Raw genomic sequence first — 15,112 nt, 5'->3', positions numbered from 1 at the left:
GGCACCCTAGCCCCGCTGCCGGAGTTGCGTCAGGAGGCGCACCGCGGCCGTGTCACCGGGGTCACCCGGTGGCCCCGTAGGCTCGCCCCGCCATGCCTCGACCTCCCGCCCGCCGCCGCGACCGGCACGGCCGTGGCCTGCGGGGCCGGTTGGTCCCGCCCGGGGTCCCGCTGTCGCGCAGCCGGTCCGAGCAGTTCGACGACCTCGTGCTGGACGCCGTCGAGGACATCGAGCGGCACTGGGAGAAGGAGCTCGCCGGCGTCGAGTTCGCCGTCGAGGACGTGCCCTGGGTCGACCACTCCAGCCCGGACGAGGTGGTGCTGGACGCCGACGTGCTCGACGACGGCAGCGTGCCGCTGGCCCGGGTGCTGCCCGGCCGGCGCGAGGACGGCGTCGACCACCCGCCGCGGATCGTGGTCTACCGGCGCCCGCTGGAGATCCGGGCGCACGACCCCGAGGACCTCGCCGACCTGGTGCGCGACGTGGTGGTCGACCAGGTCGCGGTGCTGCTCGGGCGCGACCCGGAGGAGATCGACCCGACCGGCTGACATGCTGTCGTGCGTGACGGACGGGGCACGGGGGCGCCGGTGGCGGCGGTCGAGGACGGCACCACCGGCGGCGGCGGACCCGGCTGCGTCCGCGGCCCGGCCCGGCCCGCCGCCCCGTGAGGTCGACGACCTGCCCGGCTTCTTCGCCGCACCGCCCGGTTCACCGCGCGAACTGCCCGCCGACCCGGCGACGGCCCCCGCCGACGACACCGACCGGGGCACAGCCACCGCCGCCGATCCGACCGCGAGCCGCAGGGCACTCCTCGCGGGCGGTGCCGTCCTGGCGGTCGTCGCCGCGGTGGCCGCGACCGCCCTGCTCGTCGGGAAGGACACCGGCGACGACGCGGCACCCTCGGCCGGGGCCACCGCAGCCACCACCACCTCGACCGGGGGGTCCACCGGCGCGCCGAGCACCACGGCCCCCGCGCCGCTGACCGCCGCGGCCCCCGGTGACCTGGCCGCCACCGACCTCGCCCCCGGCCCCGACGGCTTCACCGCGACGGCGTCCTTCGGCGGCGTCGTCCTCGAGCCGCGGGCCGTCGGGGTGACCGTGGCCTACCCCGTCGTGCGGGTGAGCAGCGACGGCGACCGCACCCTGGCCCACGTCGAGTTCGCGGTGTGGAACTGCCTGGCCGACGCACCGCCCGCCGACCCGGCCACGGCCGACTGCCGCCGCGGGCTGACCGAGTACGCGGACCTGCCCTCACCGGACCTGGAGGCGACCCGCACGGGCGACGACGGGGTGCGGCTGCGCGGGTCCTTCCCGACCTACACCCGCCCGAACGGGTCGCCGCCGGCCGCCACCGGCCGCAGCTACGCGCTCGAGGTCGAGCTGCAGGACCGCCGGGGCACGGTCTCGGGCACCCTGCGGCTGGGTGACGGCGAGGCCTCGGCCGCCGCCGGCGGGACCTTCACCGGGCAGTGACCCGGGGTCAGCGGCCGCGCGAGTCCGCGACCAGGGACACCCAGGGCTGACCCGGGGCGTCCCGCAGCCCGGGGCCGAAGCCGAACCAGGGGCGACGCACGCCGCTGTCGAGCAGGGTCAGCAGCCCCGCCCGCGCGCCGTCGTCCCCCAGCACGACGGCGTGCTCGAGGACCCCGGCCGCGGCGTGCACCCGGGCCAGGGCGCGCACGTCCGCGCGGCGGGAACCGGCCGGCCGGTGCGCGAGCAGGACCGGCAGCCAGCGCTCGAGACCGGCCGGGTCGGTGGACCGCTGCACCGGGCCGACCTCGTCCAGCGCGTCGACCAGCGCCCTGCTGCGGGCGGTCCGGAACGACGCCCCGGTGCCCAGCCGGGCACCGAGCGCCGCGAGGACGGGGTCGCCCATCGGCAGCCCGGTCAGCGAGAGCTCCCACGGGCCACGGGTGCGCGCGAGGAGGTCGGCCACGCCGTCGGCGAGCTGCGCCGCCACGGCGGGGTCGGCGGCGGGCATCCGGCGGGGGGCCGCACCCGGCGGCCCGGGCGGCCCGCCGTCCCCGAGCAGGCGGACCAGGGTGACCCGTCGCCCGCCGCGCAGCACGGTCCGCGACGACAGCAGGGCCGCCCCCGCGGGACGGCCCTGCCGGTGCGCCTCGACGACCACGGCCCGGTGGCGCACCCGGGGGACGGGGGCCGGCGCCGCGTGCAGCGCGGCGGCCAGCCAGGGCCCGCGGGCGGTGGTCGGTGTGCCTGGTCCTGCCAGGAGCGGGGCCACGGCGCGGATCTCCCGCACCACCCTGCTCCGTCCTTCGGCCACCCGGGTGATCACCCGTCCATGGTGGCCCATGCGGAGGTGGGGCCTCAGACCGCCCGACGGCGCAGCCGGCGCCGCTCGCGCTCGGAGAGGCCGCCCCAGATGCCGAAGCGCTCGTCGTTGCCCAGCGCGTACTCCAGGCACTCGACCTTGACCTCGCACCCGGTGCAGATCTTCTTGGCCTCGCGGGTGGAGCCGCCCTTCTCCGGGAAGAACGCCTCGGGGTCGGTCTCGGCGCACAGTGCGCGCTCCTGCCACCCCTGGTCCTCGTCCTCCAGCCCGGAGGACCAGTCCAGCGCGCTGAACCCGGCCACCCCGCCGGCGACGCCGGCCTGCTGCTGCTGCTTGTACTCGCTCAACCACGACACCTCGGCCATGACGATGCGTCCCCTCTCGCCTTCGTCACAGTGCGTGATCATCGGGCCACTCCCGACGGCACCCACTTGGTGACACCGGAGGAATTACAGCCGTGTCAGTTGGGTGGGGTCAAGTCGAGCTGTTCGCCCCACCCGTCACACCCGTCACAGCGGTCACGGAGGGTTCCGGAAGCGTCACGAAACCCGGTGACACGCCGCCCTCGTGTACAACTATTGCCTGCACAACCGGGGCAATTGGTCCAGATCATTCCGACACGGATCCGACCACGAGAACGGGTCTTGCCATCGGGCACCATGGTGTGCATGCGGATCGTGATCGTGGCCGGCGGCGTCGGCGGCGCCCGGTTCCTGCTCGGGGTGCGCGCAGCGGCCCCGGACGCCGACATCACGGCCGTGGTGAACACCGGCGACGACGTCACCCTGCACGGCCTGCGCATCTGCCCGGACCTCGACTCGGTGATGTATACGCTCGGTGACGGAATCGACCCCGTCCGGGGATGGGGCCGGCGGGACGAGAGCTGGGTCGTCAAGGACGAACTGGCTGCCTACGGGGCCGAGCCGACCTGGTTCGGGTTGGGCGACCGCGACCTCGCCACCCACCTCGTGCGCACCCGGATGCTCGATGCCGGTTACCCGCTGTCGGAGGTCACGCTGGCCCTCGCCCAGCGGTGGGACCCGGGGGTCACCCTGCTGCCGATGAGCGACCAGCGCGTCGAGACGCACGTCGTGGTCTCCGACCCCGACACCGGCCGGCAGCGGGCGGTCCACTTCCAGGAGTGGTGGGTGCGCCACCGCGCGGCGCTGGATGCCCACGCCTTCGTGCAGGTGGGTGTGGACGACGCCCGCCCGGCGCCCGGCGTGGTCGAGGCCTTCGCCGCCGCCGACGCGGTGCTCGTCGCGCCGTCCAACCCGGTGGTGTCGGTCGGCACCGTCCTCGGCGTCCCCGGCCTGCGCGAGGCACTGCTCGCCTCCCCGGCCCGCGTGGTGGGCCTGTCCCCCGTCGTCGACGGTGCGCCGCTGCGCGGCATGGCCGACCGGTGCCTGTCCGCGATCGGGGTCGAGGTCAGCGCGGAGGGTGTCGGCCGGCACTACGGCGCCCGGTCCGACGGCGGGCTGCTGGACGCCTGGCTGGTGCACGAGACCGACACCGCCGACGTCCCCGGCGTCGACGTCCGGCGGGTCCCGCTGCTCATGAGCGACCCCCCGGCCACGCAGGCCATGGCGCAGGCGGCGTTGGATGCCGCACGTGGGTGACCTTCCTCCGGGCCTGACGATCACGCCGGTCACCGGCCTGCCCGAGTTCGGGCCGGACGACGACCTGGCGGGCGCCCTCGCCGCCGCCGCCCCCTGGTTGACCGACGGCGACGTCGTGGTGGTGACCAGCAAGGTGGTCTCCAAGGTCGAGGGCAACCTGGTCGCCGTCCCCCCGGGCGCCGACCGCGAGGCCGTGCGGCAGCGCGCGATCGACGCGGAGACGGTGCGGGTGGTCGCCCGCCGCGGACCCCTGAAGATCGTGGAGACGCGGCACGGGTGGGTGGTGGCGGCGGCCGGGATCGATGCCTCCAACACCGCCGGCGACACGCTGGTGCTGCTCCCCGAGGACGCCGACGCCTCGGCGCGCCGGTTGCGGGACGCGCTGCGGCGGCTGCTCGGGGTGACCGTCGCGGTCGTGGTCAGCGACACCTTCGGCCGCACGTGGCGGGAGGGGCTCACCGACGTCGCGGTCGGCTCGGCCGGCATCCCGGCGCTCCTGGACCACCGCGGCGACGTCGACGCGCACGGCAACCGGCTGGAGACCACCCAGGTGGCGCTGGTCGACGAGCTCGCCGCCGCGGCGGACCTCGTCAAGGGCAAGCTCGGCGGCGTGCCGGTCGCCGTCGTCCGCGGGCTGGCGGTCACCCCACCGGAGGACGACACCGGCACCCGCCCCCTGGTGCGGCTCGGGCCCGGCGACCTGTTCGCGCTGGGCACCCGCGACCTGGTGCCCGCCCGCACCGCGGCGGCCGCCGTCGTCCCCCGGCCGGGGGCGCTGGAGGCGGTGGCGGCGGCGTTCCGGGTGGCGGTGGCCGCGCTGCCGGAGTTCCCGGTGGTGTTCTCCTACGGCAGCGAGGAGGACGACGTCGTCGACGTGCACCTCACCGACGCCCCGAGCCAGGTCACCGCCCTCGCGCTGGGCGCCCTGCTGGCAGCAGCGCTGGTGCAGCTGCACGCCGAGGGCTGGGCGACGCGGTGGGAGCCGGTCGGCACCCCGGGCGGGTCATCGCTGGTCGGGCGCATCCGGCTGGGTGCACCGGCCGGTCAGTCCCGGTAGCCCTCGGCCATCGCCTCGTGCAGGGCCACCCGCCAGTCCCGGCGGGCCGGGAGGCCCGCGGCGTCCCACGCGCTGCCGTCCAGCACCGAGTAGGCCGGACGCGGGGCCGGGCGGACGAACGCCGCCGACGTGGTGGGCAGCACCCGCGCGGGGTCGGCGCCCAGCTCGGTGAACACCGCCCGGGCCAGGCCGAACCAGCTGACCTGCCCCGCGCCGGTGCAGTGCAGCACCGGCGGCACCGGCCCGTCGACCCGGCCCAGCGCGACCAGGCCGGCGGCGAGGTCGGCCGACCAGGTCGGCGAGCCCACCTGGTCGTCCACCACCGAGACCGTGTCCCGCGCCTGCTCGAGGGCGACCATGGTGCGCACGAAGTTGCCGCCGTGCCGGCCGTGCACCCAGGCGGTGCGGACGACCGACGCGTCCCCGCCGACGGCGGCGACCGCCTGCTCCCCCGCCAGCTTGGTCCGGCCGTAGGCCGAGCGCGGCGCGGTCGGGGCGTCGACCGGGTAGGGAGCGGTGGCCGTGCCGTCGAAGACGTAGTCGGTGGAGACGTGGACCAGCCGGCCGCGGCCGGCCAGCTCCTCCGCCAGCCAGCCGGGGGCGTGCCCGTTGACCACCAGCGCGGTGTACTCGTCGTCCTCGGCGGCGTCGACGGCGGTGTAGGCCGCCGCGTTGACCACCACGGCCCGGTCGGCGGTGACGCCGGACAGCCAGGACCGCACGGCGCCGCGCACCGACGCCTCGTCGGTCAGGTCGACCTCGGCCCGCCCGACGGCGGTGAGGTGGTCGCCGGACCCGGCGAGGGCGAGCTGCAGGTCGTTCCCGAGCTGGCCGTGGGCCCCGGTGACCAGCCAGGCGGTGCTCACGCCCGGGCGGTGGCCGCGGCGGCCTTGAGCGGCTCCCACCAGGCGCGGTTGTCGCGGAACCACTGCACGGTCAGCGCGAGGCCGTCCTCGAAGGTCATCCGCGGGGCGTAGCCGAGCCCGGCGGTCTTGGAGTAGTCGACGGAGTAGCGCTTGTCGTGGCCGCCGCCGCGGGGGTCGACGATCTCCTCGACGTAGGACCAGTCACGGCCGGTGGCGGCCAGCAGCTGCTCGGTGAGCTCGCGGTTGGACAGCTCGCGGCCGCCGCCGATGTTGTAGAACTCGCCCGGCGCGCCCTTCTCCACGACCAGCTGGATGCCTCGGCAGTGGTCGTCGACGAACAGCCAGTCGCGCACGTTCGCCCCGACCCCGTAGAGCGGCACCTTCTGCCCGTCGAGCAGGTTGGTCACGAACAGCGGGATGACCTTCTCGGGGAAGTGGTACGGGCCGTAGTTGTTGCTGCACCGCGTGATGGAGATGTCCATCCCGTAGGTCTGCGCGTAGGCCCGGGCGATCAGGTCGCTGCCGGCCTTGGCCGCCGAGTAGGGCGAGTTGGGCTCCAGCAGGTGGTCCTCGGTCCAGGAGCCCTCGTCGATGGAGCCGTAGACCTCGTCGGTGGACACGTGCACGACCCGGCGGACGCCGTGCCGCAGCGCGGCCTCGAAGACCTGCTGGGCGCCGAGCACGTTGGTCAGCACGAACCCGGCGGCGCCGGTGATCGAGCGGTCCACGTGGGACTCGGCGGCGAAGTTGACGACGACGTCGTGGCCGGGCAGCGCCGCGTCGAGGTCGGCGGGCGAGCAGATGTCGCCCTGCACGAACCGGTACCGCGGGCTGTCGGCGACCGGGGCCAGGTTGGCCAGGTTGCCGGCGTAGGTCAGCTTGTCGAAGACCGTCACCTCGGCGTCCTCGTAGCCCGGGTAGCCGCCGGAGAGCATCGTCCGGACGTAGTGGGAGCCGATGAAGCCGGCACCGCCGGTGACGAGGACGCGCATGTCCGCAGACGTTAACGGGACGGCGGCCCCGGTCCGAGGACATCTCACCCGGACGGGCCAGGGGTCGGTCACAGCCGGTCACCGGTGCCCTAGCGTCTGGCCAATGCGCGGCATCATCCTCGCCGGGGGCACCGGCAGCCGGCTCTTCCCCATCACGCAGGCGGTCAGCAAGCAGCTGATGCCGGTCTACGACAAGCCGATGGTCTACTACCCGCTCTCGACGCTGATGATGGCCGGCGTCCGCGAGGTGCTGGTGATCACCACCCCCGCCGACCAGGCCGCCTTCGAGCACCTGCTCGGCGACGGGTCGCGGCTGGGCATGCGGATCGAGTACGCGGTGCAACCCCGGCCCGAGGGCCTGGCGCAGGCGTTCCTCATCGGGGCGGAGTTCATCGGCGACCAGTCGGTGGCCCTGGTGCTGGGCGACAACATCTTCTACGGCGCGGGCCTGGGCACCGCGCTCTCGCGGCTGCCGGACCCCGACGGCGGGCACGTGTTCGCCTACCACGTCGCCGACCCGGCGGCCTACGGCGTCGTCGAGTTCGACGAGGGGGGCCGGGTGATCTCCATCGAGGAGAAGCCGGCGGTCCCGAAGAGCTCCTACGCCGTCCCCGGGTTGTACTTCTACGCCGCGGACGTGGTCGACGTCGCCCGCTCCACCACCCCCAGCGCGCGCGGCGAGCTGGAGATCACCGCGGTCAACGAGCACTACCTGCGCGAGGGCCGCCTCACGGTCACCGCGCTGGACCGCGGCACCGCCTGGCTGGACACCGGGACCTTCGCCTCGCTGCGCCAGGCCACCGAGTTCGTGTCGGTGGTCGAGGAGCGGCAGGGCCTGAAGATCGGCTGCATCGAGGAGGTCGCCTGGCGCAACGGCTGGCTGGACGACGACGGCCTGCGGCGGGCGGCCGAGCCCCTGGCCAAGAGCGGCTACGGCGACTACCTGATGGGGCTGCTGGCGTGAACGTCCGCGAACTGGCCGTGCCCGACGCCTACGTGCTGGACCTGGTGCCCCACGGCGACAGCCGGGGACGGTTCACCGAGTGGTACCGGGCCGACGTGCTCGCCGAGGCGGTCGGCCACCCGCTCACCCTGGCCCAGGCCAACCACTCCGTGTCCGCCCGCGGCGTGCTGCGCGGCGTGCACTTCGCCCTCGTGCCCCCCGGCCAGGCGAAGTACGTCTACTGCCCGAGCGGGCGGATCCTCGACGTCGTCGTGGACGTCCGGGTCGACTCGCCCACCTTCGGCGTCGTCGACGCCGTGGAGCTGGACAGCGAGCAGCCCCGCGCGGTGTACCTGGCCGAGGGCCTCGGGCACGCGTTCGTGGCACTGGAGGACCGCACGTCCGTGACCTACCTGGTCTCGTCCGGCTACTCCCCCGGCCGCGAGTTCGGCGTCCACCCGATGGACCCCGACCTCGCGCTCCCCTGGCCGACCGACGTCGAGTTCGAGCTGTCGGCCAAGGACACCGCCGCCCCCACCCTGGCCGAGGCCCGGGACCAGGGTCTGCTGCCGACCATGGCGCAGTGCACCGCCCGGTACGCCGAGCTGCGGGCTCAGAACCGCCGGTAGTCGGTCGGGGCCATCCGCGGGCCCCGCTTGGGCGGGCGGGACCCGCCCACCTCCAGCAGCCGGACGACCCGCTGCCGGTGGCCGCGGAAAGGCTCCAGCAGCTCGAGCATGCCGGCGTCGTCGGTCTTGCGGCCGGCCAGCGACCACCCGACCAGGTTCTTGAGGTGGTAGTCGCCGACGCTCACCTGGTCCGGGCAGCCGATCGCCCGCTGCGCGACCTCGGCCGCGGTCCAGACGCCGATGCCGGGGACCGAGCGCAGCCGGCGACGCAGGCCCTCGCAGTCGGTGTGGTCGTCGCACTCGAGCCGGGACGCCACCGAGGCGACGGCGAGCAGGGCCCGGCGGCGGGCGCCGTCCAGGCCGCAGCGGTGCCACTCCCAGTCGGTCACCGCGCGCACCCGCTCGGCCGACGGCACGACCCGCATCCCGGCCGGCGCGGGGCCCGGGGCGGGTTCCCCGGCCAGCCGCAGCAGCTGCACGAAGGTGCGGTGCGCCTCGATGCCGGTCACCTTCTGCTCGAGGACGGCGGGGACCAGGGCGTCCCAGACCCGTCCGGTGCCGCCGATGCGCAGCCACGGGGAGGCCCGGTGCAGCTGCTCCACCAACGGGTGCCGGTCGGCGGGGAAGTCCTCGGGCCGGTCGTCGGCACCCAGCCACCGCGGGACGGCGTCCAGGGCCCACGCCGCGCCCGGGCCCCAGGCCTGCGCCCGCACGAGCGCTGCGCGGGCGGTCAACCGGACGGTGGCCGCACCGTCGGGGGTGGTGGTGGTCCGCCAGGCCGCGCCGTCGTCCGCGTACTGCAGGGTGGGGTCGCTGTGGCCGTGCCGGTGCGGCGAGAGCGCGCGGCGCACGTCGAGCGGCCAGTCGGCTTGCCAGGTCCGCTCCCGGGGGAGGACGGTCGCGGCGGTCACGGACCCGAGGGTAGGCGCCTCAGGCGTAGCGGCCGGGGAAGCGTTCCTCGGCCGCGGCGAGGAGCTGCTTGACCCGCTCGGCGTCCCCCACCGGGCAGACCATGGTCACGTCGGCGGTGTGCACCACGACGCTGTCCCGGACGCCGACGAGGGCGACCAGGTGGTCCGGGTCGTCGGAGAGGACGACGTTGCCGCTGCTGTCGAGGGCGACCACGGGTCCGCGGACGGCGTTGCCGGCGTCGTCGGTGTCCAGGGTGTGCGCCAGGGCGGGCCAGGAGCCGACGTCGAGCCAGTCGACGTCGAGGTCGACGACGAGCACCCGGCCGGGCTCGGTGGCCGCGGGCTCCAGGACGGCGTAGTCGACGCTGATCTTCGGCAGCGTCGGGAACACCTCGGCGAGCGTCGCGGCCCGGTCCTCGGCGGCGACGACGCGGGCCAGCCCGTCCGCGGACTCGGGCAGGTGCTCGCGCAGCGCGTCCAGCACGGTCTGCGCCCGCCAGACGAACATGCCGGAGTTCCAGAGGTACTCCCCCGAGTCCAGGTAGCCCTGGGCGGTGGCGAGGTCGGGCTTCTCCCGGAAGGACGCCGCCTCGGCCGCGCCGTCGACCTCGGTGGGCGCGCCCTTCTGCACGTAGCCGAAGCCGGTGGCCGGCGAGGTCGGCGTGATGCCCAGGGTGACCAGCGACCGCGGCCGGACGGCGAGGCAGTCGTAGGCGGTGCGCAGCGCGTCGGCGAACCGCTCGACCGGCCGGATGACGTGGTCGGCCGACACCACGGCGAGCTCGGCGTCGGGGTCGGCGTCGACGACCAGGGCGGCGGCCAGGCCCACGGCGTTGGCGGTGTCGCGGGCGACCGGCTCCAGGATCAGCCGCTCGGCGCCGAGCTCCGGCAGCGCCGCGCGGACGGCGTCGCCGTAGCGGGCCGCGGTGCACACCCAGATCTGCTCGGTGGGGAGGACGGCCTGCAGCCGGGTGAACGCCTCCGCGAGCAGGCTGTGGGCTCCCCCGCCCTCCTCGGCGACGACGTCGAGGAGCTGCTTGGGCCGGGCGGACCGGGACAGCGGCCACAACCGGGTGCCGGACCCGCCGGCCATGATCACTGCGTGCCTCACGAGGCACCATCCTGCTGCAGCTCCGCCGCGCCGCGCTGGAAGCGTGCCCCGGCGGCCACCTGGCCGCTGACGTAGGACAGCAGCATCCGGCTGCCCAACCCGGCCCGCAGCGCCAGCCGCAGGGGGGCGTGGGGCGGCCCGGGGTAGCGGCGGGAGAGGTAGCGCAGCGCGCTGGTGTGGTGCACCCGGGCCATCCGGTGCGGCTGGCGCCGCGTGGCGTGGCCGCCCTCGTGGACCACCACCGCCGAGGGCGCGTAGACGTTGAGGTAACCGGCGCGGCCGAGCCGCTCGCCCAGGTCGACGTCCTCGAAGTACATGAAGTAGCCGGGGTCGAACCCGCCGACGGCCCGGAACGCCTCGAGGTCGACCAGGAAGCAGGACCCGGACAGCCAGCCCGCGGCCCGCTCGCGCGGCGCCTCGCGCTCGCGGCGGTAGCGCGCCGTCCACGGGTTGGCCGGCCAGACCCAGCCCAGTGCGGCATGCCCGGCGCCGGTGGACAGCCGGGGCAGGTCTCGGGCGGAGGGGTACAGCTCGCCGTCGGGGGTGCGGATGGCCGGGCCGACGGCGCCGGCCCGGGGCCAGCGGGCGGCGACGGCCAGCAGCTCGTCGACCGAGCCGGGCTCCAGCACCACGTCGGGGTTGGCGACCAGGGCCCACCGCCCCGGCGCGCCGGCGAGCCCGGCGTCGACCGCGGCGCCGTACCCGACGTTGCCGCCGGTGCGGAGCACCCGGACGTGCTCGTGCGCCGCGGCGGCGGCCTCCGGGGCGCCGTCGGTGGACCCGTTGTCGGCCAGCACGACGTCCAGCGGCCGGGTGGTCGCCCGGCCGAGGGACCTGACGAAGGCGTGCACCGATGCCCCGGGCGAGTAGGTGACGGCGACGACGCGGAGCCGGTCAGCGGTTGGTTCCACGGGTCGACCCTAGGGCTGGGTTGGACCACCTGTTCAACTGTGCGACGGTATCGTCGCCAACCGTGACCTCAGGAAGCCCAGACCTCGTCATCGTCGGCTCCGGCTTCTTCGGCCTCACGGTGGCCGAGCGGGTGGCCACCCAGCTGGACAAGAAGGTGCTCGTCCTCGACCGCCGCGACCACATCGGTGGCAACGCCTACTCCGAGGCCGAGCCCGAGACCGGCATCGAGGTGCACCGCTACGGTGCGCACCTGTTCCACACCTCGAACAAGCGGGTCTGGGACTACGTCAACCAGTTCACCGACTTCACCGGCTACGTGCACCGGGTCTTCTCGATCCACGACGGCAAGACCTACTCGCTGCCGATGAACCTGGCCACGCTGGGCGAGTTCTTCGGCCGGAGCTTCACCCCGAGCGAGGCCCGCGAGCTGGTGGCCGAGCAGTCGGGCGAGATCGACACGGCGGAGGCGGCCAACCTCGAGGAGAAGGCGATCTCGCTGATCGGGCGCCCGCTCTACGAGGCCTTCATCAAGGGCTACACGAAGAAGCAGTGGCAGACCGACCCCACCGAGCTGCCGGCCGCCGTCATCGCCCGGCTCCCGGTCCGCTACACCTTCGACAACCGGTACTTCAACGACACCTACGAGGGCCTCCCGGTCGACGGGTACACCGCCTGGCTGCAGAAGATGGCCGACCACCCCAACATCGAGGTGCGGCTGTCCACCGACTACTTCGACGTGCGGGACAGCCTGCCCACCGACGTGCCCACGGTGTTCACCGGCCCGATCGACAGGTACTTCGACTACGCCGCCGGTGAGCTCGGCTGGCGCACGCTGGACTTCGAGACCGAGGTCCTGCCCATCGGTGACTTCCAGGGCACCTCGGTGATGAACTACGCCGACGAGGACGTGCCCTACACCCGGATCCACGAGTTCCGGCACTTCCACCCGGAGCGGGACTACCCGACCGACAAGACCGTCGTCGTCCGGGAGTACTCGCGCAACGCCGTTGCCGGGGACGAGCCGTACTACCCGGTCAACACGCCCGAGGACCGGGCCAAGCTCGAGACCTACCGCGAGCTGGCCAAGAAGGAGGCCGCAGAGAAGCGGGTCCTCTTCGGCGGGCGCCTGGGCACCTACAAGTACCTGGACATGCACATGGCCATCGGTTCCGCGCTGAGCATGTTCGACAACCGCATCCGGCCCTTCTTCGAGGGCGGCGGCGAGCTGGACGGCCGCCTGGAGGACACCCCGTGAGCGCCCTGGACCTGCCCACCCCGCAGCACGGCGGACCGCTGTTCACGGTCACCACCGAGCCGCGGCTGTTCTCCCCGCTGGACGAACGGGAGACCCGCCTGCTCGCCGGTGCCCTGACCTATCAGACGCTGGTCCACCCGGGCGTCGACGTCCGGGTGACGGTGACGCGCGCCAACGGCCCGACGCCCCCCTCGCTGACCGACCAGGCCACCCAGCGGGTGGAGTGGCCCGACCACCGGGAGGTCGTGGGCACACTCGGGGTCCGGTCCACCGGACAGGACCCCACGACGACGACCACCAAGGACGTCGTCGTCGACCTCGGCGGACCGGTGGACCAGCTCTCCGGCCTCGTGCGCCTGCCCGGCCGGCTCAACGACGTGCGCAACGCCATCCGCGCCCGGGCCCCGGTCGCCTTCGACGCGCTCCGCCAACGTCAAACCGACAGGCTGGAGAACCGCCGGCTGTCCCGGCCGCTTCCCCGCATCGGCGCCTTCGAGCGCCCCGAGCACACCGGCGCCAGCGGTCAGCCGCCCGCCGTGCTGTTCGGCATGCACTGGCTCGAGCTCGGCGGCGCGGAGCGGTGGGCCGCCGAGACCGTGCGGATGGCCCGCGACGCCGGCCTACAGCCCATCGTGGTGACCGACCGCGAGTCCGCACACCCCGACATCGTCAGCGACGTCTTCGACGGCGCGCTGGTCATCCCGCTCACCCACCCGATGACCAGCGACGACGAGTCCACCCTCCTCCGCACGCTGTTCGACCGCTACGACATCCGCGGCGTGCACGTGCACCACTGCACCTGGCTGTACCAGCGCCTGCCCTGGATCCGCGCCCAGTTCCCCGGAACGCAGCTGGTGGACTCCCTGCACGTGCTCGAGTGGCGCACCGGCGGCTTCGTGGACATCGCGCTGCGGCTGTCCAACGTCATCGACGAGCACCACGTGATCAGCCCTCAGCTGCGGGACTACCTGGTCGACCGGCAGAACTTGAGCAAGACCAAGGTCACCCTCGCGACCCTGGCCGACCTCACCGTGCCGGCCGCAGAGGAACCGCCGGCCGCCGACCACGTCGACGGTCCCCTCACCGTCGCGTTCGTCGGCCGGTTCACCCAGCAGAAGCGGCCCTACCTGTTCCTCCGGCTGGCCCGGACGCTGCACCGCCGCCTGGGCAACCGGGTCCGCTTCGTCATGCACGGAGACGGCGAGCTCGGAGACGAGATCCGCCGTGACCACGCCCGGCTCGGCCTGCAATCCGTCGTCGAGATGCGAACCCCGGCCACGCCGGTGTCCCAGACGCTGGAGGAGGCCGACGTCCTGGTCATCTGCTCCGACAACGAGGGCGTCACGCTGACCTCCTTCGAGGCCGACGCTCACGGCGTCCTGGTGGTCAGCGCCGACGTCGGTTCCCAGGCCTCGGTGGTCGTCGACGACCTGCTCGTCCCCCGGCACCCCGGTCCCCTGCTGGCCCGGACCGCCGACCTGGTGGCCGGTCTGGTCGAGGACCCTGCCCGGCTGGCCTCACTGCGGTCCGCCCAGCACGCCAAGGTGGCGGCCTTCGCCGCGCTCCCGCGGGCGCGGGACTGGACCCGCGACCTCTACGAAAGGTGGAACTCGTGACCCTCGACGTGGCCGCGGTCGTCGTGACCTTCAACCGCGCCGACAAGCTCGGCCGGGTGCTCGACGACGTCCTGGCCCAGGAGCGGCCCGTGGACCGGGTGGTGGTCGTCGACAACGCCTCGACCGACCACACGCCGGAGGTCCTGGCCCGCTACGCCGACCACCCGAAGGTCGAGATCATGGTGCTGCCGGAGAACACCGGCGGCGCCGGCGGGTTCGCCACCGGCATGGCCCGGGCCTACGAGCAGGGCGCCGACGCCATCTGGATCATGGACGACGACTGCTACCCGCACCCCGGGGCCGTCGGGGCCCTGCTGGACGGGCACGCGGCCGCCGAGGACCGGATGGGCATGCGGCTACCCTTCGCCTGCTCGGTGGTGCAGTGGTCCAACGGCGACATCTGCGAGATGAACAACGCCGAGCCCACCTGGGACTGGGCCAAGCTGCTCGTGCACGGCCAGCAGAACGTGCTGGTCAACTCGTGCTCGTTCGTCTCGGTGCTCTTCCCCCGATGGGCGATCACCCAGTTCGGGTTGCCGCTGCGCGAGTACTTCATCTGGTTCGACGACCAGGAGTACACCCGCCGGCTGATCGCGGCCGGTCCCGGAGTTCAGGTCCTGGACAGCACGGTCACCCACGACCTGGGCGTCAACCGGGGCGTGAACTTCGGCGACGTCAACGACGGCAACATGTGGAAGTTCGAGTACGGCGTCCGCAACGAGGCCTCCTACCGGTGGCACCGGGAGGACCCCTTCGCCGCGGCCCGCTTCGCTCAACGGCTCTGGCGGGGCCTGGCCGGGGGCAATGTGCCGTGGCGGCTGCGCAAGCGGCTGGCGAAGAAGTTCGTCGAGGGCATCCGGTTCGACCCGAAGCCGACCTTCCCGCGCACGGTCCTCTGACCGCTCGCC

16 protein-coding genes are annotated in these 15,112 nt (G+C 74.2%); 9 read left to right on the top strand and 7 right to left on the bottom strand.

The window, feature by feature from the left end:
- Nucleotides 1–92: 92 nt before the first annotated feature.
- Nucleotides 93–548 carry a metallopeptidase family protein gene (locus tag BM158_RS06170; RefSeq protein WP_091555545.1) on the top strand — a complete coding sequence of 152 codons (456 nt, stop codon included), beginning with the start codon at nucleotides 93–95 and terminating at the stop codon, nucleotides 546–548.
- Between the two features lie 298 nt (nucleotides 549–846).
- Nucleotides 847–1,473, top strand: a complete 627-nt coding sequence (locus BM158_RS21710) for a hypothetical protein (protein ID WP_165628843.1) — start codon at nucleotides 847–849, stop codon at nucleotides 1,471–1,473.
- A gap of 7 nt (nucleotides 1,474–1,480) precedes the next feature.
- On the opposite strand, the gene BM158_RS06160 is transcribed toward BM158_RS21710, so the two are convergent.
- Entirely contained in the window at nucleotides 1,481–2,296 is an 816-nt protein-coding gene (locus BM158_RS06160; protein ID WP_131801983.1) for a hypothetical protein, read from the bottom strand.
- Nucleotides 2,297–2,328: 32 nt separating this feature from the next.
- The gene (locus BM158_RS06155) at nucleotides 2,329–2,640 is read right to left on the bottom strand and encodes a WhiB family transcriptional regulator (protein ID WP_229827617.1); all 312 of its coding nucleotides are present in this window, start codon (nucleotides 2,638–2,640) and stop codon (nucleotides 2,329–2,331) included.
- A 321-nt stretch (nucleotides 2,641–2,961) separates the two neighbouring features.
- On the opposite strand from BM158_RS06155, the gene cofD reads away from it, so the two are divergent.
- Both cofD and BM158_RS06145 read left to right on the top strand, forming a co-directional pair.
- Nucleotides 2,962–3,912 carry a 2-phospho-L-lactate transferase gene (gene cofD, locus BM158_RS06150; RefSeq protein WP_091555540.1) on the top strand — a complete coding sequence of 317 codons (951 nt, stop codon included), beginning with the start codon at nucleotides 2,962–2,964 and terminating at the stop codon, nucleotides 3,910–3,912.
- Nucleotides 3,896–4,969 (top strand): coenzyme F420-0:L-glutamate ligase, encoded by a 1,074-nt coding sequence (locus tag BM158_RS06145; protein WP_091555538.1) that lies wholly within the window; start codon nucleotides 3,896–3,898, stop codon nucleotides 4,967–4,969. The genes cofD and BM158_RS06145 overlap by 17 nt, the downstream gene beginning before the upstream one ends.
- On the opposite strand, the gene rfbD is transcribed toward BM158_RS06145, so the two are convergent.
- Nucleotides 4,957–5,835: a dTDP-4-dehydrorhamnose reductase gene (rfbD, locus tag BM158_RS06140; RefSeq protein ID WP_091555536.1), complete on the bottom strand. Its 879-nt coding sequence runs from the start codon at nucleotides 5,833–5,835 to the stop codon at nucleotides 4,957–4,959. The genes BM158_RS06145 and rfbD overlap by 13 nt on opposite strands.
- Nucleotides 5,832–6,827, bottom strand: a complete 996-nt coding sequence (gene rfbB, locus BM158_RS06135) for a dTDP-glucose 4,6-dehydratase (protein ID WP_091555534.1) — start codon at nucleotides 6,825–6,827, stop codon at nucleotides 5,832–5,834. Before rfbB ends, rfbD begins: the two co-directional genes overlap by 4 nt.
- A gap of 103 nt (nucleotides 6,828–6,930) precedes the next feature.
- On the opposite strand from rfbB, the gene rfbA reads away from it, so the two are divergent.
- Both rfbA and BM158_RS06125 read left to right on the top strand, forming a co-directional pair.
- The gene (rfbA, locus tag BM158_RS06130) at nucleotides 6,931–7,791 is read left to right on the top strand and encodes a glucose-1-phosphate thymidylyltransferase RfbA (protein WP_091555532.1); all 861 of its coding nucleotides are present in this window, start codon (nucleotides 6,931–6,933) and stop codon (nucleotides 7,789–7,791) included.
- Nucleotides 7,788–8,399: a dTDP-4-dehydrorhamnose 3,5-epimerase family protein gene (locus BM158_RS06125; RefSeq protein WP_091555530.1), complete on the top strand. Its 612-nt coding sequence runs from the start codon at nucleotides 7,788–7,790 to the stop codon at nucleotides 8,397–8,399. Before rfbA ends, BM158_RS06125 begins: the two co-directional genes overlap by 4 nt.
- On the opposite strand, the gene BM158_RS06120 is transcribed toward BM158_RS06125, so the two are convergent.
- The 3 genes from BM158_RS06120 to BM158_RS06110 are packed head-to-tail and all read right to left on the bottom strand — an operon-like array spanning nucleotide 8,384 to nucleotide 11,332.
- Nucleotides 8,384–9,310, bottom strand: a complete 927-nt coding sequence (locus BM158_RS06120) for a DNA-3-methyladenine glycosylase family protein (RefSeq protein WP_091555528.1) — start codon at nucleotides 9,308–9,310, stop codon at nucleotides 8,384–8,386. The genes BM158_RS06125 and BM158_RS06120 overlap by 16 nt on opposite strands.
- 19 nt (nucleotides 9,311–9,329) lie before the next feature.
- Nucleotides 9,330–10,421 carry a mannose-1-phosphate guanylyltransferase gene (locus BM158_RS06115; RefSeq protein WP_091555526.1) on the bottom strand — a complete coding sequence of 364 codons (1,092 nt, stop codon included), beginning with the start codon at nucleotides 10,419–10,421 and terminating at the stop codon, nucleotides 9,330–9,332.
- Complete coding sequence (locus BM158_RS06110) at nucleotides 10,418–11,332, bottom strand: glycosyltransferase family 2 protein (RefSeq protein ID WP_091555524.1); 915 nt, start codon at nucleotides 11,330–11,332, stop codon at nucleotides 10,418–10,420. The genes BM158_RS06115 and BM158_RS06110 overlap by 4 nt, the downstream gene beginning before the upstream one ends.
- A 62-nt stretch (nucleotides 11,333–11,394) precedes the next feature.
- On the opposite strand from BM158_RS06110, the gene glf reads away from it, so the two are divergent.
- Genes glf through BM158_RS06095 form a run of 3 tightly spaced genes read left to right on the top strand, consistent with a single transcriptional unit; the run spans nucleotide 11,395 to nucleotide 15,103 of the window.
- Nucleotides 11,395–12,588: a UDP-galactopyranose mutase gene (glf, locus tag BM158_RS06105; protein ID WP_091555522.1), complete on the top strand. Its 1,194-nt coding sequence runs from the start codon at nucleotides 11,395–11,397 to the stop codon at nucleotides 12,586–12,588.
- Entirely contained in the window at nucleotides 12,585–14,204 is a 1,620-nt protein-coding gene (locus BM158_RS06100; RefSeq protein ID WP_091555520.1) for a glycosyltransferase, read from the top strand. The genes glf and BM158_RS06100 overlap by 4 nt, the downstream gene beginning before the upstream one ends.
- The gene (locus BM158_RS06095; protein ID WP_091555518.1) at nucleotides 14,201–15,103 is read left to right on the top strand and encodes a glycosyltransferase; all 903 of its coding nucleotides are present in this window, start codon (nucleotides 14,201–14,203) and stop codon (nucleotides 15,101–15,103) included. Before BM158_RS06100 ends, BM158_RS06095 begins: the two co-directional genes overlap by 4 nt.
- The last annotated feature ends 9 nt before the right edge of the window (nucleotides 15,104–15,112 follow it).

Origin of the sequence: Klenkia taihuensis, from assembly GCF_900112525.1 — a bacterium.
Lineage (GTDB): Bacteria > Actinomycetota > Actinomycetes > Mycobacteriales > Geodermatophilaceae > Klenkia > Klenkia taihuensis.
The sequence above is the reverse complement of the archived record's forward strand: the minus strand, read 5'-3'. Positions and strand labels throughout refer to the sequence as shown.

What these genes read in the sequence shown, in the direction of transcription:
- cofD (WP_091555540.1), top strand. Translation starts at nt 2,962, where the DNA reads ATGCGGATCGTGATCGTGGCCGGCGGCGTCGGCGGCGCCCGGTTCCTG.
- BM158_RS06170 (WP_091555545.1), top strand. Translation starts at nt 93, where the DNA reads ATGCCTCGACCTCCCGCCCGCCGCCGCGACCGGCACGGCCGTGGCCTG.
- rfbA (WP_091555532.1), top strand. Translation starts at nt 6,931, where the DNA reads ATGCGCGGCATCATCCTCGCCGGGGGCACCGGCAGCCGGCTCTTCCCC.
- rfbB (WP_091555534.1), bottom strand. Translation starts at nt 6,827, where the DNA reads ATGCGCGTCCTCGTCACCGGCGGTGCCGGCTTCATCGGCTCCCACTAC.
- BM158_RS06145 (WP_091555538.1), top strand. Translation starts at nt 3,896, where the DNA reads ATGCCGCACGTGGGTGACCTTCCTCCGGGCCTGACGATCACGCCGGTC.